The following is a 22,307-nucleotide window of genomic DNA, read 5'->3' on the forward strand; positions in this document are numbered from 1 at the left end:
CAACTGAGTTTACACTTAAAGTATCTGAGACTTTTTTTCTTAAGTTCTTTCTTATGAAGTTGCTTAACGAGAATCGTCTTTGATTATTTCTGTATCCCGTTTTTTTTTCTTGTTTACAATTAAATTGGTATAACAAGGGTTTTTTAACTAATTTAGATTTGTATGCGTAAATTGAATGTTTAAGCTCACAAATTAATACTTAGAAAATAAAATAATTCTAAACCGATGGATATAACCACCTTAACTCTAAATCCTGCTTTAGATAAAAGTGCAAAAGTGGATCAATTTGTACCAGAGCAAAAGCTTAAATGCCATTCCATTCACCATCAAGCTGGTGGAGGAGGGGTCAATATTTCTATAGTACTAAATACACTTCAAGTTAAAAACAAGTGCATATTCACCTCAGGTGGTGATACAGGATTATATCTTAAAAATCTTTTGGTGAAAGAAAACATCGATATAAAATCCATTGCTATTAATTCATGGACAAGAGAAAACCTATCTATTGTTGATACCAAAACAGAGTTACAATATCGTTTTGGAATGCCTGGGAATGATTTAAATACTAGTGAGATAGAATTAATAAAAACTGAACTTACTAAAGAAGTAAAGGACAATTCTATTTTGGTATTAAGTTGAAGTTTATCCGAAAAAACACCTTCAAACTTATATGCAACCTTATTAAAAATGCTTGACGGTAAAAACGTAAAAATCATTATTGATACGTCAAGTCAGGATTTGATAGAAAAAGAAAAGGAAAATCTCTGTTGAATAAAACCTAATCAAAAAGAATTAGCAAAGCTCGCTGGTTTAGAATTTTCATCTAAATATGAGCTGAAAGATTTTGCTATGGAAGTGATAAATTCAAAAGAAGCAAAACTTATTCTTGTTTATAATGAATTTGCTTGGGGTTTTTTAGCATTTTTCGAAATTATCTTTTTTAGAAACCCAGCATCTTAAAGTGAAAAGCAGACTAGGCTCTGGAAACAGCATGATAATGGTGTACGTTATACAACAACAACAACTTTCTTGCGAAGAATTCCTTATTGCTTCCTTATTTGGGGTGTGGCTTAAATGAGGACTAAAAGCATAATAATTTGGTAAGTCAAGACAACATCAATAAGGTATTAAAGTTAATGGACCAGAAGCATAGACTATTGATTTCTTTGACTCCAAATTAAACTACTTAATTTAGGTTGAAAAGTTACATAACCCGTTAATATGTCTTTATTTTAATCAAAAAACCTACACTTAGTATTGCTGAAGTGTAGGAGGGAAGCTTGAGTTTTTGATTATTTATGAACTCCTCACTGGGATGGGCTTCAGTTTAATAAACCCTAATGTATCTAAGACTCTTATGATCAAATAAGTCATATCAATTTCATGCCATTTCACACCAAAATTAGGACTACTTGAGTGTTTATGGTGATTGTTATGATAGCCTTCGCCCATCATTAAAAAATCAAATGGGAAGAGATTTTTACTCGTATTTTTCACCTTGTAATTCACATACCCAAAAATATGACCAAACCAATTGATTATGACTCCATGTATAGGTGCCATTGCAAGGGTGACAGGCAATAATAACCATTCCCACCAAGTGGTGGCGAAGAAAGAGAAAAACAAAATATAAGCAGACACCCACAATATACGAGAGATTCTAGAACTTGCAAAGAGATCGAATTCTTTCCATTGGGGAACATTTTTTGTAAATTTTTGATCTACTTTAATACGCTGTTGATTGATATCTTGATAAATCGTTTTTGTTTTCCACATCATCGCAAATAAATTCGCATCATGAGACGGGGAGTGGGGGTCTTTTTCAGTATCGGTGTAAGCATGGTGCATGCGGTGCATGATACCATAACCATAAGCACTTAAGTAACTTGGACCTTGAAAAATCCAGGTCAGCACAAAGGTGATGCGTTCCATTGTTTTAGACATCGTAAAGACTTGGTGTGCTGCGTAACGGTGCAAAAAGAAGGATTGAAAGAACAAGCCCCCATACCACAGTATTGCAACGAATAAAATTATCAACATAGCTTTTTTTACAAAGATACCTTGATGTAAGCTGGGAAACAATGAACCCAAATCAATAAAATGAGACTTATAAACGTTTTCTAATTCTGCTTAAAGCCTGTGAAGTCACCCCAATATAAGAGCTGATATATTTTAAGGGAATTTCTTTTAAAAGTTTTGGACGTTCTTTAAATAGATTTAAATAGCGTTCTTCTGCAGTGAGATTTAGTAAGTTCTGTTCGCGTTTGGATTTTATCAAATAAAGGCGTTCAGCCGTTAATCTTCCAATCAAATTACCTAATTGTGTTTTTTTGTAAACCAACTGTAAATCGGCATACGTAATACTCAACATCCTTGTACCTGTCAAGGCTTGTAATTGATAAGCTGAAGGAGTTCGGGTTAAGAAAGAATCATAAGCACTCACAAACTCATCTTTAAAACTAAAACCAAAGGTGATCTCTTTATCTGGGTCTTCCTTAGGAATGTACAAACGAACAGCACCGGATTCTATAAAGGAAATGTGGTTTTCTATATCTCCTGCTTTTAAAAAAACGGATTTCTTAGGGAAAACACGAGGTTGTAATTTTGACGTAAAGAAGTCCCAATCTAAGTCGGATATGGGAACTATTTTATCCAAGAATGCTTTGATTTGTTGCAACTTTTTTATTTAAGTAAGTTAATACTCAAAGGTAAAAATTATGAGCGTATCAAATAAGGGGAGTTGTTAATTTACTTATTCGTTAATACTTGTCTATCTAAACTTGTAACTAATCAGTTAGATTAAGTGGTTTAAAATTTTTGACTTATATCAGGCAAACCAAGAAAAAAATACAAAAAAAGCGCAAATTGATAATTCCTTATGTATACTTTTCAACGTTTGCAAATGACATAGCATTCTTTGTGTAAAACTTATAAATTAATGCAATTATTTGCGTAAACTGAATACTATAGAAAACGAAAGTGCATCAGAAAAGACTGAATCCTATTGAACGTATGACTTGAGCTTCATCAATTCCTTAAAAGACTTTCGATAGGATTGACCAATAGGAACCTTTGCATTAGCCAATTCAATTAGGTTTCCAATTACAGAACGGATTTTAGATACCGACACACTATAAGATTTATGTACTCGCAAAAAATCATCAAAGGGAAGCAACTCTTCAATAGAAGACAAGCGCTCCAAGGTTAAGATTATCTTTCCCTGATAGTGAATCTTACAATACTGCCCATAACCTTCCACGTAATCAACCTCATCAAACCTCAATTGATTGTGCTTTTTGTCAGCTTTAGTAAAAAAAGTGTTTGCTTTTTTATCTTCTTTTTTCTTACTGAGCTGTTTCTTTTTTAAGCGTTGTATCGCACTATAAAATCGATCCAAGCTGTAGGGTTTTAACAAGTAGTCGGCAACATCCAATTCATAGCTTTCTAGGGCATATTTCTCATAGGCAGAATAAATAATCACTTGTGGCTTATTTTTCAACATCTTGAGCATAGAGATACCTGTGATTTTAGGCATATTGATATCTAGAAAAAATTAGGTCGGTAGTATTTTTTTTCAGCCACTCCATTGCATCAATGGCGTTATAAGATTGGTGAGCCAGTTCCAAAAAATCAAATGCCCTCGCATAATTAATAATGACATCATGTGATAGGGGTTCATCATCAACTATGAGATACTTCATCTATTTTGTCAATTGTGAGTGAAACATCGCATATGCCATTTTCATCTTTAATAGTCAAACTATGGACCTCAGAATAAGCTAAATTTAGTCTTCGTTTTAAATTTATTAATCCTTTTTCTTCTTGTTTTTGTTTATTATTTTCATATTTATTTTTCACATGAAATTGGAGTTTACCTTTCTGAAGCTGCAATGAACAATGAATATAACCTCCTTTAATCATGGATTCTGCGCCATGTTTAAAAGCATTCTCTAGCAAATTGATGAAAAGTAAAGGAAGTACTGGATAAGAAAGTTCGTCTATTTTAGATTCAAATTGAATTTCTGTTTTGTTGCTTAAACGTATTTTTTGAATTTCAAAATAGTTATCCAAATAGTCCATCTCTTCTTGTATGGTTACATAGGGTTTACTCGGATCATAAATGACATATCGCATCAATTCAGAGAGTTTTAGTATTGCTTTGGGCGCTTTTTCAGAATTACTAAGACTAAGGGAATACAGGTTATTCAGCGTATTGAAAAAAAAGTGTGGATTAATTTGATTTTTTAAACTGTCGAGTTCAGTTCTAAGGGTCTCACTTTCAAGTTTATCGATCTTACTTTGTTGCTCAAACCATCCGAGTGATAAGTAAAAAGGCATAGAAACTAAATAGGTTATGAAAAATAGATAGACATGAATAAGATAACTCGGAATAAAAAATGACTTTTCTGGTTCTGTAGTCATCAGTTGCAATTGGTTTCCCTCATTAATATTCGAATTGAGAGAAAATATAAATGCACAGACTAAGAGGGTTCCCAGAATGTACAAACCCTGTTTTACAAAACTGCCTTTTTTTAAGTAACGCGGTGCCAAAAAATACCAGTTTAAATTGATTAAAAGTATAAAAGGAAAGCAAATCCATAAGACATATATTAACCTCGCACTTAAAGATCTTTAATTTTATGCAGCATATTTGATGCTCTCATGTTTAAAATATTTTGCTACCCTTTCGCTATCATTTTGAAGCATTTTCATATGATTCTCTAAATTTTCTTTCATTTTTTCTTGTGTTTTTGGTGCCGGTTTATCCGAGAGTCCATACTTTAAATCGCAATTCAGATATTCATCTGGGTTTCGCTCAGGTGAGTATGATGGCAGGTAAAATAGTTCTATGGTTTCGCCATTTTCTTCCGCCCATTTCTTTACAACTTTACTATGATGGACTCGTAAATTATCAAGGATTAAGAATACTTTGGTTTCTTGCGATTTGATGAGCTGTTCTAAAAATTGAATAAATACATCTGAGTTCATATTTTCTTTATATATCATAAACTGAATTAAACCCTGATTTGTAACTGTAGAAATCATGTTGATTGAAAACCGCTTCGACATATGTTTTTTAACAGGAGTTTTTCCTTTTGGAGCATAGGAACGTCCATGATGATTATTGTTTTTTACACCCGTTTCATCCCCCCAATGAATAGTTGCCTTCTCTTGTTTTGCCTTCTCTTTTATTGCTGGATATTCTTCGTCTAACCATTTTTGAACTTTTTTGGAACATTGTTCATAAGCTCTCTTTTTTGGCTTTTGAGGCGTGAATCCCCAAGCGTTGAGATAATTACCGACAGCTCTTCTTCCGATTGTAATACTAAACTCTCTTGCTATCAAATCCCTTACTGCCCTTGTAGTCCACAAAGCATAATCTAACTTTAGTTGATCGGGCATTACATCAATAATCATTTTTTGGATTGCAGCTTCTTGATCTTTATTGAGTAGTTTTCGATCTTCTGATTTGACTCCTCGTTTTTGATATGACAAAGATTTATGACCTTCTTTATTGTAAAGCTTCCACCAATCTCTAACAGTATTTACATGAACACCGTAAAACAGAGCTATGTCTTTTTTTTTATCTCCACGTTTTATCATTTTTACAGCATCCCTTCGAATTATACCTCTTTCCTGATCAGAAACACTCCTTAAGTCTATTTTTTCCATCTATAAATATACGAAATATTTAACTATAAATAAAGAACTATTGATTCGAAGTTAATAACGTAGGATGTGATGGGATTCCATCTGATAAACTTTCAGCTAATTGTCTGTTTTAGGTCATAGTCTAAATGTTTCTAATCCAAATGAGTACTTGAGCTGCAATTAAAAATATCGAATGTGTGTTTTCTTAATTTTCATCTTTTTTATAATTAAAACCAAATTATATTTATAATGCCGTATGAATAAATTGAATTATTTTTTGATTGATTGAAATCAAAAATAACTAGCATAGCCTTAGCTACGGTAATTATTTTTGATGAAAAGCAGGCTAAAAAGAAACGATTTATTGCGTCATTATAGGTCTAATTTGGTATAAGTGATTCTTATAGCAGCAATTTAGCCTAGCCATTTACACTATTAAAGTTTAATGAACCAACCCCTTCAAAATCATCACCAACGCGCATTTTTTTTATAAATTAAGGGAAGAGTAGTAACTACTATGTGAAAGTAGAAAAAGAAAATAGACACTACTCATTACGCACAACTCAATACTCATCTTAGTTCGATATTAAATTTTCAACAGTTTTAGTTTTAGTTTTAGTATTTTCCTTAGAGTGAGTAATTATTTGCCTTATTTTTTGGTTTAATTATATTCAAATTAATTTTAGTTACGGTAAAGTAAAATTGGTTTAGGTCTTATTTTGGGGTTGATAAGTAAAGGGGTAAAATATTTTTTCTATAATTTCATTATAATTTTTTTATTCCAATTTTATTAAATATATTTGTCACTTATTATAATCAATAAATTACATTAAAATGAACAAAGGAACAGTTAAATTTTTCAATGACACTAAAGGGTTTGGATTCATCACAGAAGAAGGTGTTGATAAAGATCATTTCGTTCACGCTTCTGGATTAATCGATGAGATTAGAGAAGGTGACGAAGTTGAATTTGATTTACAAGAAGGAAACAAAGGGTTAAATGCAGTAAACGTAAGAGTTCTCTAATATCTATCCATATTTTTCTAAAGAAGCCCTATCAAACTTGATGGGGCTTCTTATTTTGCTACAATTCATCTTTTGAACATGGTTTTTACCAGTAGCAAATATCTTCTCCAAAAGTTTTCTATTTAAATTTAGCCTTAACACGCGATTACCAAAATTAGCTAGTCGCTGATTACTTTTATTGGTAAGTCATTCCAGCTATGATAATATGAATCTTAAGGCAGTCATATCTAGAAAATAGTTCAATTAACTATCTAAAAGCTTAGAAATAAGCTGGCCTATACTCATAAACGACTTCATATTAAAAATCATAAATCGGAGAATTTATTCTAAACTTACTCTCCTTAATTATCTTCTGTTTACTAAACCTTGAAAGAACCCAAGAAAGAACCTAAGGAAAGGTCATTGTAAAATAGGTCAAGAAATTCGTTTGTTTTTCTCTAACTTAGGGATGTTGAAGGACTCAGTATGTTTTTAAGAATTATAAACTGGTTTATATGTTAAAAAATATTTTATTAGAACGCGAAATATATGCATCAGAAGAACATAAAATGATGCAAAAAATGATTCAGGATTTCATTAGCAATGAAATTATGGATCATACAGAAGAATGGGAAGAAAAGGGAATGGTTAGCCGAGACATCTGGGAACGTGCTGGAGAATTGGGTTTGCTGTGTATCGATGTGCCTGAACATTATGGAGGAAGTGGTTTAGATTTTAGCTTTAGCGCCTTATTTATTGAAGAATTGGCAAAAGAAGGCATAAGTGGACCTGGTTTTTCATTACATTCAGACATTGTTGCACCTTATCTTTTAAAATACGGTACCGAAGCTCAGAAGCAAAAATACCTACATCTTATGGCTGCTGGAAAAATGATTACATCCATAGGTATGACCGAGCCAAACTGCGGTAGTGATCTTCAAGCTATTAAAACAAATGCGGTGGATAAAGGAGACCACTATTTGGTTAATGGACAGAAAACATTTATTACCAATGGTTATATGAGCGACATGTCTATAGTCGCTGTAAAAACCAAAATGGGAACAGGGGAAGAAGGAGTGTCTTTACTAATCATGGAAAGCAGCTTTAAAGGGTTTGAAAAAGGAACTCCCTTTAAGAAAATAGGAATGAAAGCCCAAGATACTTGTGAATTATTTTTTGATAATGTAAAAGTTCCCAAGGAAAATTTATTGGGAGAAGAAGGCTTAGGATTTAAAATTATGATGACAGAATTGGCTAGAGAACGGTTAACTGTAGCGCTCAATGCTATTGGTGGGGCAGAGGGAGCCATAGAAAAAACGTTGGCATATACATCTACAAGAACTGCTTTTAAACAACCTATTGCCGGATTCCAAAACACACAATTTAAACTGGCAGAATGTACTACACAATTACAAGTGCATCAAGCGTTTTTAGATCGGTGTACACTATTGGTATCAAAGCATAAGCTTACTGCTGAAAGTGCTTCCATGGCAAAGTATTCAGCAACAGAAATGCACGGCAAAGTCGTAGATGAATGCCTACAGTTATTTGGAGGTTATGGGTATATATGGGATTATCCAATTGCCCGCATGTATGCAGATAATAGGGTCGCTAGAATTTATGCTGGAACCAATGAGATTATGAAATTATTGATCGCTCGCGGTTTATTTAAAGACCTGTTTCAGCAAATGAAGGCCACTAAGAAAAAAACAATAAAAAACTAAGAAAATTGCTGAAGTCGTACCGAGAACTCTTTATATAACAAGAAACATCTCGATACATGCCGATGTGAAAGTCGGAATACTCGATTAGACAAAACAATTTAATATAAGCTTTTCACACCTCACCAATTCTAGTTTATTTTATTCATTTCTATCAGTGAAATTAGTATCGAGAACTCTTCATAGAACAAGAAACATCTCGATACATCCCGACGGAAAAGTCGGAATACTCGATGAAATAAAACAACTTAATATGAAATTTTCACAACCAATCAATTCTAGTTTATTTTACTCATTTCTTTGAGTGAAATTAGTATTGATAACTCTTCATAGAACAAGAAACATCTCGATATATCCCGACGGGAAAGTCGGCATATTCGATAAGAAAAAACAACTTAAAATAAGCTTTTCAGAACCAATCAATGCTAGTTTATTTTACTCATTTCTATGAGTGAAATTAGTATCGAGAACTCTTCATAGAACAAGAAACATCTCGATAAATCCCGACGGGAAAGTCGGAATACTCGATGAGACAAAACAACTTAATATGAGCTTTTCACAACCAACCAATGCTAGTTTACTTTACTCATTTTTATAAGTGAAATTAGTATCGAGAACTCTTCATATAAAAAGAAACATCTCGATACATCCCGACGGGAAAGTCGGGATATTCGATAAGACTAAACAACTTAAAATAAGCTTTTCACAACCAATCAATGCTAGTTTATTTTATTCATTTCTATCAGTGAAATTAGTATCGAGAACTCTTTATATAACAAGAAACATCTCGATACATGCCGACGTGGAAGTCGGAATACTCGATGAGACAAAACAACTTAATATGAGCTTTCACAACCAACCAATGCTAGTTTACTTTACTCATTTTTATGAGTGAAATATGTACCGAGAACTCTTTATATAACAAGAAACATCTCGATACATCCCGATAGGAAAGTCGGAATATTCGATGAGACAAAACAACTTAATATGAGCTTTCACAACCAACCAATGCTAGTCTACTTTACTTATTTTCATGAGTGACATTAGTATCGAGAATAAAATTTTTCGTTTTAAAACAGTGTTCGTACTATTCAAACGTATGGCGTTGCTCTGCTGTTGAAGAGGCATCTAGCAATTGGTTAAACTGTCTTATGCGATTAAAATCACGTGTAATCTCGGTAGATACAGCAACACCAACAATACCTATTTCCAATAGGGCAGCAACATCTTTTGTGGTAATCCCACCAACGCCTATAATGGGTATTGGGGTTTTTAAGACATCCGTTATCGCTCTATAACCGTCTAAGCCCAAAACTGGAGGTGTGTTAGCTTTCGTAGTGGTTTCTCTAAAAGGACCTAAGCGGATATAGTCTATTTCTTTATCTAATAATGTTTCGCACTCTTGTAAGGTATTTGCTATTCCCCCAATACTTTGCCAAGTGTATAAATGTGTTCTAGCTTCAGTAGGGCAAGGATCTGTGGGTCCTAAATACACACCATCTGCTTTAAGAGTTTTTGCAATTTTATAATCACCGTTAATAATTAATCGGGTTTGAAAATGTGTGGTGGTTTCTCTAGCGGCTTCTGCTATTTTTAAGAATTTTTTTTCTGAAATGCCTGCAGTATCCTTAGAATTGCTTTTTAAGTTTAGTTGTACTAATTCTGCACCATAAGAACAGGCTTTTTGGATGTTTTCTAGATGTTCTTCTGGAGAGTTCCCCTGGGATATATAATGTAGTTTAGGTATAACCATATCTTAATTCTTGATTCAAAAATATTAAAATTAGACGCCATGCAAAAATACAAATGTTTAACTGCCCAACGACAAAGATTTCTTTAAATGACGTTGTAAAGAAAGTCATTGGGTATTCATTGATGCCAATTTATAAAATTCGTCTGTTTTCGACCAGCCACTATTTAAAAAACCAGCCTGTCCTAAGTCTAGTCGAAGGGATAGGAGCTTAGTGGAATATGCGTAAAATAAAATGAGTATTCTGAATTAAAAAACCACCCCTTTTTTAATTTAATAGACCTTGAAACTAAACCTATTTTTTAAAAATCATAGTCGAAACCTTAGCACCATCAACTAACTTCAAATTTAAAATATACGCTCCCGTATTAAGGTCATTAATATTAATTTCTCCTGATTTGAAATTGATTTGAAATGTTTTTACTTGCTGTCCAAGAAGGTTGTAAATCGAAATTTCTTGTATGGTTTGTACCGATTCTATCATCAGCTTTTCTTCTGCTGGATTTGGATATATGGTGAAATCAACTTTACCAGTATCAAAATTGTCGGTACTTAGAACTGCAGAACTTGCTATCCAATTGCTAGCTAAAGAGTTATCAGAATTAACATTTATAAGTTCTAAATAAAAACCATCACCATCCGCAGTTTCTGGCCAAGGTGCTTCATCCAAATATTCCACTTGATCAATCAGATTTCCAAAAGCGTCTGATAACACTAAATTCTGACTTTTGTTCGATAAATCTCTGGTAAATGTATCAAAAGGAACTATCCCGTATTTATCCTGAAAACGTGTTGCATTTCCTACCAAATAAAGAGATTCTCCAGCTGCAATAGTTTCATTTTGATGAAATTGATAGGAGACACCTAGTTTGATCAAGTATATTCCTGTAAGATCTACAACTGTACTTCCACTATTTTGAATTTCTATAAATTCTAAGTCGTCACTTTCTGGAAATATATCTGTTTCTTGAGGATTGTAATCAATTTTGGTGATAACCAAAGATGGCGTTTGTACCGAGTTACAACTTGAAAAGTCACCAAGTTCGATTCCCATCCAGGTAATTCTCTCTTGTATCCAGCTTTTCATAGTGGTGACCTCTCCTGAAAAATCATCTATTGTATTCCAGCGTTCATCCTCACGAACTAAAGCTTCTGAAATCAATGCAGCAGTGCTATCAATTAAATTGGATATGTAATCGTAATTTAAGGGCTCTTCAGCTCGTGTGAGTTCATTAAATCGCTTAGATAAATAACATTTAAATGTGGGGTCTGCAAAAAGATCATTCCAAAAATTAGCCCCTGTATTACTAAATTCAAATTGCCATACATCCGTAAAACTTCGGTCAAAACCAAATTGAAATAAATCATTGCCATACGTTAGGTTATAATCCCAAACTGGACCTGCTCTTAATTTGCCGCCTCGATCCTTATGATAATAAGTACTGAGTGCATAGGCATCTACATTTGAAGCCATTTCTGCCACCAACATATAATCTATAAATGAAGGCACATCAATAACCGAAGGATAGCCATTTATAATATCAGAATTAGTAGCCGTTTGGTCTAGGTTTCGAAAGACAGATTCAATGTATGCAGATTGTTCTTCTGTAATATCATCTGAGTTTGGTTTCTCATGGATATATCCGGCTCCGTTATTGTTCCAAGCTTCAGGGTCATCATCATCAGGTCTATCAGTCTGCATAATATATCCTCCTGTAACCTCTGGAAATGTATTTTCATCGTCAGCTAGCTTTGCGATGTCCACACGGTCTCCATCGCGTTTTATCTTTTCTGAAAGCGCGTATAGACCTATGTAATCGCCATTGAGTACCACCTCACAATATTTTAAATTCACAGCATATTGTCCCATTTGCCTTGCCATTTCATAACTGATAAAATCACGCATCATACTTTTATCAAAAGCAAATGAATTCAAAATCCAGTCATTTTCCTTTGGCATTCCCAGCAATTTTACGTTATCATTTTCTGAACCATCATCTGATAAGGTAGAAAATCCATACGGCTTTTTAGGTAAAAGTTGAGATGAAGACCCTCGAATTTCGATGCTTATTGTACCTGAATAATCTAAGAATTCTTCATTGTCAGCATCACATACAAAATTTCTGGCTCCATCAGGTCTTTGAATTATTTTCATCGAACCAAAAATTCGAGGATCATCAGGAATTTCATCACCGTTATCGGTTTCTATAATAACAATAGGTAAATTACTATCTGTAAATGCTTCCGTGTCCACATCTTCTCCACAAACCCTTGACTCGTATAAAAAGTCATCGATATAAGCCATTACAAAATCAAAGTTGTTTTCTGAATTGACTTGAAGTAGAACTCTATTAAAGTCTGTTCGGGTAGTTGGATCAGGTGAATCTACATCGAAGTTGATATAATTGTCAGTAGCAAAGTTAAAAGAAACGTCTTGCCATTGATCTAGTACAATAGGTTTTATAATTTCAGATTGTGTAGTCCAAGGTTGGTCGATAGTGCCATCTTGTAATTTTAATGAAATTTGATTTGGTTGTGTTCCAGTAATGCTATTAGAAGGAACATAAATTTTCAGAGAAAAAGAACTATTAACAGTAAGATCAAAATTTTCATTGGTCTGAAAACGAACATTTGCATATTGACCGCCACTGTCTTCATATTTCATTACAGTATTAGAGGTGTTTATTTCTTCAGGAAATGGGTTTGAAAACAGCACATTAATTGTACAGGCGTCTTCTGTCCATGTATTTATGTTTCCGTCACCTTCAAAATCGTCATTTAGATTTGAAACTTGTGAAAAAAGAGTTAAGGAAAAACATATACTAGTTGCGACAAGAAGCAAGTGTTTCATAAATTGTTTTTATATACAAAGTTAACCTATATAAGTTTTTTTAAATGCAAATCGTACTATACAAAAACTATACAGTATCCTATTTTTTCATTTCAGCTTTATAATAAACATCAGTAGTCAACTGCTTAACGCCATTTTTCACGTGGAAATTTTATAGCAACTAATTATATCTGTTGTTGAGTTAGTTTACTTTTCAACTATCATATTTTCCAAGTATCTCAAAGCTGAAGCAATTAAATTACTTCGGTTCCTTGCCTTATTTTCAAAACTATCTAGAGTTTCTCTATCCAGTTTTCTTCCCTTTACAAAAACGTATGTAGGATTTTTTAATGCAGACAAGTCTAATAGAGGATTATCATCAATTAATAGTAGGTTAGCAATTTTACCAACTTCAATGGTTCCCATAGTGTTCATAATGGAATGCGTTTTTGAAGCATTTAGTGTTGCTGTTTTTAGTACTTCATAATTAGAAAGTCCAGCTTCTTTATAAAAAGCAAGTTCTTGATGAATAGAAAACCCAGGGACAGTTACACCTATTCCAGCATCAGTGCCACAGATAAAAGTAACATCAACTTCATGTAACTTTTTGATGATTTCCAAATGAAATTCATGTTGTTTTTTTATCGTGTTTACTACTGAAGAGTCTTTTAATTTACTAGTAGTCCATCGGTCAAATTGGGCTTTGCTATCTACTTTTTTAATAAGAGGATTCATGAATTGCAAGGCTTCTGTTTCTAAGATATTATCATCGATAAGCATTTGATAAATGTTATTGTAAACCGTCAAAGTCGGACTAAAAGCGATGTGTTTCGATTTTTTAAAATCTGTAATTACTTCCTTTAATTTCAGTGTATCTAGTGTATAATTTAGAGGTTGCTGTATAATATCCTCAGCATGTTCTATAGATTTTATTTGTGGATTAAAGTGATAGGAGTAAGGTACTTTATGAGAAGGATGTGCAACGATATCCATATTAGAAACCAGTGCTTGTTCAATAACAGCATCAAATATATCTTCAGTTAAACCATAATAGGTTTTAATAAAATCGTAGCCTCTTTTTTTATATGAAATCACTTTTTCTTTGGCCTCAATTGGGCTTACTAGATGTAAATTGTCATCTCCAATAAATTCTGGTCCCGTCAGTTTTGGACCACTTGTAAAGAATATTGGAGCAATAATTTTATTATTTTCTATATCTTCTTTAAGTCTTAAATGCATAGGCATACCCCATAAATTACGAACAGAAGTAATACCATTGGATAGATATACCCCAAGTTCATATCTATCCCATACATGAACATGCATATCGATAAGACCAGGGCTTAGGTATTTGTTTTTTGCATCGATAATTTCAACACCCTTTATTTCAATATTATCCGATATGTTTTGAATTAAACCTTCTTTTATGTACACCATTTTGTCAACTAAAATGGTGTCTTGATTCATTGGGATAATATTTGCATTGGTAATTAGATAGGTGTTATTAGCAAATTTATTGTTCTTAATTTTTAAATAGTTGGTGCTTTGTTGATCTATGAGTACCACAATGACTGTAGATATTAGTAAAATCCCAATGAGTATGGCGATAAATTTAAGAACTCGTTTTACTATTTTCATACTGAATTTAATAATTGCTAGTATTCTATGTGATACTCATCAAAAAGGGACCAACTTGCTTTTTTACAATGTCTACTTACTAAAGATATACTATCCGACTCAGTACTGTTGACCTATACATCAAGAATTTAACCCAGACCCTTTAAACTATTTTCATTCAGCACTAAATTTTTTGAACGAAATAGTTACAATACCACATTCACCTTTAAGTATAGCACCATAACTAAAGGTTAATATACCTTATACCAAATTAGACCTATAATGACGCAATAAATAGCATTTGTTTTATTCCGTACTATTTCCCACCTGTTTTAGCGGAAACATAGTCCCTTTGTCATCGGCTCGCCATAGTGTATTGTCTTTTATGAATAGGCCTTCACTAACCTCACCCGAATGATGTACATCAACACGTACAACTTTTTCATCATAGTCATGGCTAATATTTGCAGCCAAAGTATGTCCAATAGCTATTCTATCTACTTTAAATTTTTCAAGTACCTGATTCACATGCGCTGTGCTCGCTTTTTCGCCAAGATCATCTGCACTCCTGTCTAGCGCTAAACCTCTATAAAATAGTATGCCATTGGCATCATGTATCACACTGCCGTCAATATTCCTTCTTATTACATCATCAGTCACAAAATTATTTTCTGCTTCCTTGTCAATGGATTGAAGTGTAGGATTCATGCCTAATACTTTAGGAGAGATGCCAGCATGTACAAACAAAGTACTCCCAATTTTCAGCATCACAGGTTTACTTCTTAACCAGCGTCCCAATTCTGATTTTTCAGACCATAATTCCCGTTGAGACATTTCTGTAGTGCGAAAAGTGCCATAATATTTAGAGGCGACGGACTTGGTTCTCCCATCTAATAAATAGCGTTCATGATTGCCCAATACAAAATGAACATCTCCACCAGCAAACTTAGCTTCCCCCTCTAATTTGTAAATTAACCATAGCAGAGGAACAACATTCCTACCGCGATCAACCATGTCACCAATTAAGACTAAATGACCAGAGCCATAACTCCAATTTAAAGCATGATCTATTACACCGTTTCCCTGTAATAAATGAACCATAGAGTCAAACTCACCTTCAAGGTCTGAGATAGCGAACAGCTTTTTAGGACTCGGAATACTCAATTCTGAACGTTGATGAGCTTTTCGCAAAGGAACTGTAAATTGAGTCCCTTCATCATTGTCTGCTATAACTTCAACTTCGTTTGTTACGTCTTGGCGAAGTACCTCGGAAGGAGCTTTGCCATCTCCATTGATATAAAGGGCATAACGCGTATCATTTTCGGTTAGAACATAAGGACCATCTTGACGAACAGGAATATTTTGATAGTCGAGAAATAACCATTCATTTGAGTACCCCAAATAGCGACCATCGGGTGCTTTTATTCCAATTCCTGTAACTCTACTAATCAAGGCAATAGATGCGATTACAATAAGTAAGAAAGCACAAAGCAGTTTCATTATTTTTTTTAACATTTTTATCTTTTTAAGTTAAATTCTAGTACTAGATTTATTAATTTTAAGTGATAACATCTGAATAAGTCCCCTTATAACGTCCTTTTATAATTTCGCCATCTGGCCGCGCGCAAATTCAAAATCTATTTCATCTGCATTGAATAAACGTATATAGACATTTGGTCCATGATTCCAAACATTAAACTCTTTTTTACTAATTATTGCGGTATTTAAAGGATAAAAAACACCTTTATAATGAATGCCATTTCCATTGTCAATAGTCGGTTCTGGGTCTATATCAGAATCAGAAGAGCAGGATTGGCTGGCGATGGCTATTAAAATAACTAAGAATAATTTTGCCGTTTTCATTTTAAATTTTAAATAAATTTTATTTATCCTTTAGGTTGATACTATGACGAATTAATGTTCTTTTTGTTACAAAAAGAGAGCGTTTTCTTTAATTTGATGACTTGTTGGGTTGGGTATGGATATTTTTGTTCTAAATAATCTCTATAACGATGTTTTCTACTTGTAACAAAAAGGACCTTTGTCTATAGCATATTATATAATTCGATTTCGTTAAAGGGCCTCTTTAGATTTTTTCACCAGTATCCTATTTTATCATTTTTTGCAGCAACTAATAAACCGGGTTCTATAAGTGCTGTTATCATAAAATGAGCAACTATGCACGGTGCTAAACTTCGCTCTGAGACTAAGTACACAATGGCTAAAGCAAAGCCTAATAAGGATGTGGAAATAAAAGCATTTACCCCAGCTTTTTTGTTTTTTATTCCCCATAAAAGATGGATGATTCCAAAAGCTAAACCTGATAATATGACCTGCACTATAACAGAGAAATCATGTGAGTCGAGATAATCCATAATCCATTTTCTATAAATAACCTCTTCCATTATTCCTGCAAAGACAGCTGCAAGAATTGCGACTACTTTTAGTTTATCCATTTTGAACATATGGTACTTTACTTCTGATAGTTTTGCTGCACTTAAGCAATATAAAACCACTATTAATAATGCCAATGCCCAACTTAAGGCAGTTCCACTATTACTATTTGCAAATCCTAAATATGAAATAAATCCCATTGGGTCAGAAAACAAACTAACGACAACAAATGAACCCCATAAAAAAATCATGGAAATTAAAAAAATATAAATTGACTTTTTATTCATAACATGTCTTTTAAAATTGAAAACTATATTAACAGAACTGTTCTCAATGGCTATTATTTATGAGCAACTTCTTGTGCCATCTAGGATCGTTTTTGCTAGTGTGTTTTATAATGATTTCGATGCGTGTTTCAGCAATTCACTTAATAAATAATTATCAAATTGAAAATTCGCAAATATTTTTGTAAGTAGGTGAGGACTAGCAATAAATTATATGCTGTGTTTCCATTCATTTTTTAAATTAGTCGTTCACACTCTCTTGGCTATAATTCAATACCTTATTTCTTATGTCATCCATAGCATTTTCTGTTACTGGATCAACGTCCCTATTCATTAAAATGATAACTGCATCCTGCTTTTCTAAATCAAAATACACACTGGTGAATACCCCAGGGTCGGAACCAGAATGGCCTGTTAAACCGGCTTTATTGTCTCTCCAGAAAAAACGCTGTCGAGTACTTAATGAATCGGGAAGTTGGAGTTTAAACATCTCATTAAAAGAATCTTCTGACAGTAAATTATAATCACCCTTTTTTCCTTTATTAAACACTGTTTTTATTAAAATGCTTAGGTCATTAATACTAGCCGTTAGACCTTCATCTGGATATTGATGATTTCCATAGTGAGGATATTCAATAAAGGTTTTATTCTCAAAAGGGGGATTGAAAATTTTGGAAATCAAATAATTAGTGATAGGTGTATTCGTATCGGCGCATAAATTAAAAAACGGAACACATTGTTTTACATTATAGCGCGTAGCTAATTTATTCATTTCAAATTCTGCTAGTGACCATCCGGTATTTTCCATTTTTAAAGGATGGAATATTTCTCTAGAAGTAAATTCAGCAAGACTTTCTTTTGTGATAGATTCTAAAACTAAACCAGCAACTCCTGCTCCAAGATTACTATATTCTCTTTCAGTTCCGGCAGGAGTATTCTTGAAGAACTCTCCTTGGTTGTATAAATTGCCACTCGGTGTGAGTAGGCTTTTGATATGTTTAGAAAGTGATATTTCGGCATTTTTACTAATCGCATAATTATCAATATCATAATAATCATTTATACTTGAGGTATGCGTAGCCAAATTATGAACAGTGATTGCTTTTAAACTATAGTTTGGGTTATCTATTCTGAATGGCAAATAGGAATTAATATCTTGATTTAAATCCAGTTTTTCTTGATCGACCAATTTTAATAGAGCTATGCCTAAAATAGGTTTGCTAATTGAAGCAATATAGAAGGGTGTATGTATGTCAACTTTTTTTTGACTTTTTACGTTTGCATATCCATAGCCCTTTAATAAAACGACTTCCCCATCTCTTATTACAGAAACAGCCATTCCAGGAATTGCTATTTCTTCCATTTTAGCTATAATATAGTCATCACTATTTTTAGCGGCATTACTTTTTATTTTTTGATTTGGTAAAATCAAATAAATTAAAGTTAAAACAAGGAGGAATAGTAGTATAATTTTCATTTTGATTGTTTGATTAATGATTGGTACTACTAACAAAAGTTTAATTTGTTACGATTGAAGTGGTATCTAACGCCTAGTATAAAAATAGTAAGGGTTTAAAACTTACTTATTTTTCTTTAAACCGTCAAAGTTTAAATTTGGCTGACTTTGTTAGCGTGCACCAACTTTCAGTTTGGCATTTGACCCTTATTATTTTTATATCTTGTTACCTACTAGCCTTTAAAGCCACTAAGTGAGATGGCGATTTTCTATTTCAATGTTGTATTTTTATCACTTATTGTTTTATTTTTTATAGGTTGACCTTTTATAAATTTGGAAACAACTGCGGCAAAACTATCTGGGGCAAAAAGAGCTATAAAGTGGGGTGCATCTGTGACCTTTATAAAAGTAACAGGATTATTTTTTGATAGTTGCTCAAAATTACGAATGGCACCAGAAATATGAGTTTTAGGGTCTAAGGTTCCATGTATAATTAGAGTTGGCGGCATATTCTCAGGTGTTTTTCCAATATATATATCTCGTTTATAAGTAGGCATTGCGTTTTCGGCTATTAATTTTGGTAGCTGACTTGCAGATAATAGATTTTCTGATTCTGTGATAACCTCACTCTTTTTCATCTCTGGTCTTAAATTGTTTTCAGAAGATGGAAAAAACTTTAAAGAATTGCATATACATATAATGAACATAAAAGGATGGCTTCGTGGAATTCATCATCATTGCAGTAGAGAGCGTACGCAAAATTATCTTGATGAATACCATTTTAAATACAACAGAAGGTCAAATATGGATACAGTATTTGATGTGTTAATAAGAAAAATGGTAAATTACAATTTAAACCAATAAAATAAACACTTAACAAGTACGACCTAAACGCTTATACCTATTATCTTTTCTTATTTAACAAGTCAAATTTATCTTAACAGCTACTGGGAATTGTTAACCTCGCAACTATATTTCAACTTTTATTAAGCAGTGACCTAGCTATTTAAGAGGTGTTTACGTTATTGGAAATAGCTTGCTTTAGTTAGAACAATTATTATTAACTAAGTCATCTAAAGAAGGATTATAGCTGTTGAATCTAGCTGAAAACAAAATCGTTTGGCTATTTTCTTGCGCAAATACTATTAAAGAGCAAAAATCAGTCAATGAATCGTTGGAAACAATTCTAATATCATCACAAGAAGTAAGTCCTTCTAAACCATTTATAGTAATTAAATTAATATTATTAAAGATTAATATCAGAGGGATTTTCTCTAAATTTTCTAGCCCATTTAGGGTGGTTAATGATGTATTGTTAGAAAGAAAAAGTTGGGTGCCAATATTAGTTAGACTATTAAAATAATTTAAATTTTTCAAAATACTATTTTTTACAATACTTACCCCACCAGAAACATTGCTTAAGTTAGTAAGTCCAGATAATGAAGTAAGTTCTCGGTTATATTCAATTTCCAAAAAATCTAATTCCATAATATTTTCTAAACCCTTTAAAGATTTCAAGTTATCATTGTACTTAATAAATATACCACCATTAATTTTTTCTAAATTTTCTAATTTACTTAAGTCTTCTACATCATATGTATATTTGATAATTAAATTCCCATTAATTATCTTATACTGTTGGATATCTGGGTCTTCTAAATCTTTAAGCGAGCGGATTTCCAAATTTCCTTCCAGTTGGGTTGTTAATTCTGCAAGGTTATCATCTGAAGAACATGAGATTGTTAATACTACCAATATGATAATTCCTAATAATTGTTTTTTGATCATGATTTTTTTAAGTTAAATTTTAGTACTAGATTTATTAAATTTCAGTGCTTACATCTGAATAAGTCCCCTTATAACGTCCTGTAATAATTTCGCCATCTGGCCGCGTAAATTCCCAATCTAACTCTATTTCATCTGCGGATATAGCGTTTATATGCACAGCACTAGAAACGGCTATATTTTCTGGGAGTAAGGTATGATATCGTAGAATTGTAGTCGCTAAATGAATGTGAGAAGCATCATAATCTGTATTTATGCGCATGTTATAATTAAGTACGGGTGATATAGTGCGAGTCATTACTTCGGTTGCTTCATAAAAAAAACTAAATTTATTTATGTCCAGCCATTTTGGATTTATAACAAATGGATCATCTGCATCGAATAACGGATCTGCATTGAATAAACGTATATAGACACTTGGTGCCCTATTCCAAACATCAAACTCTTTTTTCCTAATTATTGCGGTATTTAAAGGATAAAAAACACCTTTATAATGAATGCCATTTCCATTGTCAATAGTCGGTTCTGGGTCTATATCAGAATCAGAAGAGCAGGATTGGCAGGCGATGGCTATTAAAATAACCAAGAATAATTTTGCTGTTTTCATTTTAAATTTTACTTATTCTATAAGTTGATACTATGACGAATTAATTTTCTTTTTGTTACAAAAAGAGAGTGTTTTTTTAATTTGATTACTTGTTGGAGTTAAACTTAATATAGTTTTTAATCTGTTATTTTTCGGATCACCCATTCTAAGGGGCCAGATTCGTAATATTTTCTCCAAATAATAGCAAATAGGATACACAACAAACTAAATTGGATGGCATATATTACCGAAAATTCAATTGAATAATTTCCCATTTTTGAAGGGTTTATTAATTCAATAATTCCCATTCCAATAATGACGTGTGCGACATAAAAGGTCAATGCCAATTGCCCTGTTTTATTTAAAGCATCAATGATAAAACTGTTTTCAAATTTCTTGGCAATGAGTATGCAAGCTGAAATGAGTGCAAAAGCAACGGCAATACCATTAAACATATAAATGGGTAGCGGTGGCATTGGGTCTGTTCCAAAAATTTCAGTGAGTTCCATAGCAGCTTCTTGGTTTCCTTCTGATAAAATTGAGATGGACAGATAGGATACCACTTGAATAGAAATAAAAATGAGGGTACTCATCCAAAATGTTTTTTTTACGAATTTGTCGTTGTGTAAATCCTGCTTTCCAAACCAATAACCAAAAATCATAAAGGCAGTCCAAGGCATTACGGGATGAAAACCATTTAAAAATAGATTTCTCATAAAGCCTTTAAACGTCCAAAAATCTTGATAATCTAAAGTGGCAAAAATCCAACCTGTCTCGTAATTCAAAACTGTTATTAAAATAGGATACACGAGAATGATGCAAATACCTGAAATTAGGATTGTTCTTTCTTTACAAGTTAAGAGCACCAGTGTGATGGCCATATAAATCCCATAAAAATGCAGAATATCGGCTGGCCAGATTGTGATGTATGAAATACCAATAAAGAATAGGAATATAGCTCTTTTTGCTATTCTTCTCCGAGCAACTTTTAGTTTAGCCTGATCATTATTTTTAATGGCAGAGTTTGTCATTAAAGCAAGACCAACTCCCGCTAAAACAACGAATGTGGCTGCGGCTTTGCCATCAAAAATACCAGCGAACGCCCTGACCCAAGGTAGTCCATTTTCGCCGAAGACAACTTTGAAATTGACAATAATCATTCCGATAACTGCCAATGCTCTTGCCACATCTATTCCTATTATTCTTTGTTTCATAATGTATTTATTA

The 22,307-nt window shown here is 32.9% G+C and carries 20 protein-coding genes and 1 pseudogene; 4 read left to right on the plus strand and 17 right to left on the minus strand.

Going from position 1 to position 22,307, the window contains the following annotated elements:
- Positions 1–225: 225 nt before the first annotated feature.
- Positions 226–639, plus strand: coding sequence for a PfkB family carbohydrate kinase (locus tag P700755_RS17160; RefSeq protein WP_041758489.1), 414 nt, complete (start codon positions 226–228; stop codon positions 637–639).
- A gap of 657 nt (positions 640–1,296) precedes the next feature.
- Here P700755_RS17160 and P700755_RS17165 read toward each other — a convergent pair.
- The 6 genes from P700755_RS17165 to P700755_RS17185 all read right to left on the minus strand — a co-directional run bounded on the left by P700755_RS17165 (position 1,297) and on the right by P700755_RS17185 (position 5,673).
- Positions 1,297–2,040, minus strand: a complete 744-nt coding sequence (locus P700755_RS17165; RefSeq protein WP_041758490.1) for an acyl-CoA desaturase — start codon at positions 2,038–2,040, stop codon at positions 1,297–1,299.
- Between the two features lie 67 nt (positions 2,041–2,107).
- On the minus strand, positions 2,108–2,677 hold the full coding sequence (locus P700755_RS17170; protein WP_015025886.1) for a Crp/Fnr family transcriptional regulator: 570 nt from the start codon (positions 2,675–2,677) through the stop codon (positions 2,108–2,110).
- 324 nt (positions 2,678–3,001) lie between these two features.
- Complete coding sequence (locus P700755_RS17175) at positions 3,002–3,535, minus strand: LytR/AlgR family response regulator transcription factor (protein WP_015025887.1); 534 nt, start codon at positions 3,533–3,535, stop codon at positions 3,002–3,004.
- Positions 3,528–3,701 (minus strand): response regulator, encoded by a 174-nt coding sequence (locus P700755_RS20175; protein WP_157609330.1) that lies wholly within the window; start codon positions 3,699–3,701, stop codon positions 3,528–3,530. The genes P700755_RS17175 and P700755_RS20175 overlap by 8 nt, the downstream gene beginning before the upstream one ends.
- On the minus strand, positions 3,682–4,551 hold the full coding sequence (locus tag P700755_RS17180) for a sensor histidine kinase (RefSeq protein ID WP_015025888.1): 870 nt from the start codon (positions 4,549–4,551) through the stop codon (positions 3,682–3,684). Before P700755_RS17180 ends, P700755_RS20175 begins: the two co-directional genes overlap by 20 nt.
- Positions 4,552–4,638: 87 nt before the next feature.
- Positions 4,639–5,673 (minus strand): IS630 family transposase, encoded by a 1,035-nt coding sequence (locus P700755_RS17185; protein ID WP_015023751.1) that lies wholly within the window; start codon positions 5,671–5,673, stop codon positions 4,639–4,641.
- An 813-nt stretch (positions 5,674–6,486) separates the two neighbouring features.
- Between P700755_RS17185 and P700755_RS17190 the strand changes: the two genes are divergently transcribed.
- Positions 6,487–6,678, plus strand: a complete 192-nt coding sequence (locus P700755_RS17190; protein WP_003438688.1) for a cold-shock protein — start codon at positions 6,487–6,489, stop codon at positions 6,676–6,678.
- A 494-nt stretch (positions 6,679–7,172) separates the two neighbouring features.
- On the plus strand, positions 7,173–8,381 hold the full coding sequence (locus P700755_RS17195; protein ID WP_015025889.1) for an acyl-CoA dehydrogenase family protein: 1,209 nt from the start codon (positions 7,173–7,175) through the stop codon (positions 8,379–8,381).
- A gap of 1,084 nt (positions 8,382–9,465) precedes the next feature.
- Here P700755_RS17195 and P700755_RS17200 read toward each other — a convergent pair.
- The 8 genes from P700755_RS17200 to P700755_RS17235 all read right to left on the minus strand — a co-directional run bounded on the left by P700755_RS17200 (position 9,466) and on the right by P700755_RS17235 (position 19,416).
- Positions 9,466–10,131: a thiamine phosphate synthase gene (locus P700755_RS17200; protein WP_015025890.1), complete on the minus strand. Its 666-nt coding sequence runs from the start codon at positions 10,129–10,131 to the stop codon at positions 9,466–9,468.
- A 292-nt stretch (positions 10,132–10,423) separates the two neighbouring features.
- Positions 10,424–12,979, minus strand: coding sequence for a CotH kinase family protein (locus tag P700755_RS17205; protein WP_015025891.1), 2,556 nt, complete (start codon positions 12,977–12,979; stop codon positions 10,424–10,426).
- A gap of 186 nt (positions 12,980–13,165) precedes the next feature.
- Positions 13,166–14,596: an amidohydrolase family protein gene (locus P700755_RS17210; RefSeq protein ID WP_015025892.1), complete on the minus strand. Its 1,431-nt coding sequence runs from the start codon at positions 14,594–14,596 to the stop codon at positions 13,166–13,168.
- 285 nt (positions 14,597–14,881) lie between these two features.
- Positions 14,882–16,090 carry a metallophosphoesterase gene (locus P700755_RS17215; protein ID WP_015025893.1) on the minus strand — a complete coding sequence of 403 codons (1,209 nt, stop codon included), beginning with the start codon at positions 16,088–16,090 and terminating at the stop codon, positions 14,882–14,884.
- 84 nt (positions 16,091–16,174) lie between these two features.
- Complete coding sequence (locus tag P700755_RS17220; RefSeq protein ID WP_157609331.1) at positions 16,175–16,438, minus strand: hypothetical protein; 264 nt, start codon at positions 16,436–16,438, stop codon at positions 16,175–16,177.
- Between the two features lie 233 nt (positions 16,439–16,671).
- Positions 16,672–17,256, minus strand: a complete 585-nt coding sequence (locus tag P700755_RS17225; RefSeq protein ID WP_015025894.1) for a CPBP family intramembrane glutamic endopeptidase — start codon at positions 17,254–17,256, stop codon at positions 16,672–16,674.
- Between the two features lie 238 nt (positions 17,257–17,494).
- Positions 17,495–18,730, minus strand: coding sequence for a serine hydrolase domain-containing protein (locus P700755_RS17230; RefSeq protein ID WP_015025895.1), 1,236 nt, complete (start codon positions 18,728–18,730; stop codon positions 17,495–17,497).
- 248 nt (positions 18,731–18,978) lie between these two features.
- Positions 18,979–19,416, minus strand: a complete 438-nt coding sequence (locus P700755_RS17235) for an alpha/beta fold hydrolase (protein ID WP_169314455.1) — start codon at positions 19,414–19,416, stop codon at positions 18,979–18,981.
- On the opposite strand from P700755_RS17235, the pseudogene P700755_RS19595 reads away from it, so the two are divergent.
- Positions 19,394–19,573 (plus strand): annotated as a pseudogene (locus tag P700755_RS19595) (transposase); the annotation flags it as partial. The gene P700755_RS17235 and the pseudogene P700755_RS19595 sit on opposite strands and share 23 nt — an antisense overlap.
- Before the next feature lie 177 nt (positions 19,574–19,750).
- Here the strand turns inward: P700755_RS19595 and P700755_RS17240 are convergent.
- From P700755_RS17240 to P700755_RS17250, 3 genes are all read right to left on the minus strand, one after another.
- A complete protein-coding gene (locus P700755_RS17240) occupies positions 19,751–20,497 on the minus strand; it encodes a receptor L domain-containing protein (protein ID WP_015025896.1) in 747 nt (248 codons plus the stop codon).
- Positions 20,498–20,531: 34 nt separating this feature from the next.
- Positions 20,532–21,101: a hypothetical protein gene (locus P700755_RS17245; RefSeq protein ID WP_015025897.1), complete on the minus strand. Its 570-nt coding sequence runs from the start codon at positions 21,099–21,101 to the stop codon at positions 20,532–20,534.
- A gap of 116 nt (positions 21,102–21,217) precedes the next feature.
- Positions 21,218–22,294: a DUF418 domain-containing protein gene (locus P700755_RS17250; RefSeq protein ID WP_015025898.1), complete on the minus strand. Its 1,077-nt coding sequence runs from the start codon at positions 22,292–22,294 to the stop codon at positions 21,218–21,220.
- Positions 22,295–22,307: the final 13 nt, after the last annotated feature.

This window comes from Psychroflexus torquis ATCC 700755 (assembly GCF_000153485.2).
GTDB lineage: Bacteria > Bacteroidota > Bacteroidia > Flavobacteriales > Flavobacteriaceae > Psychroflexus > Psychroflexus torquis.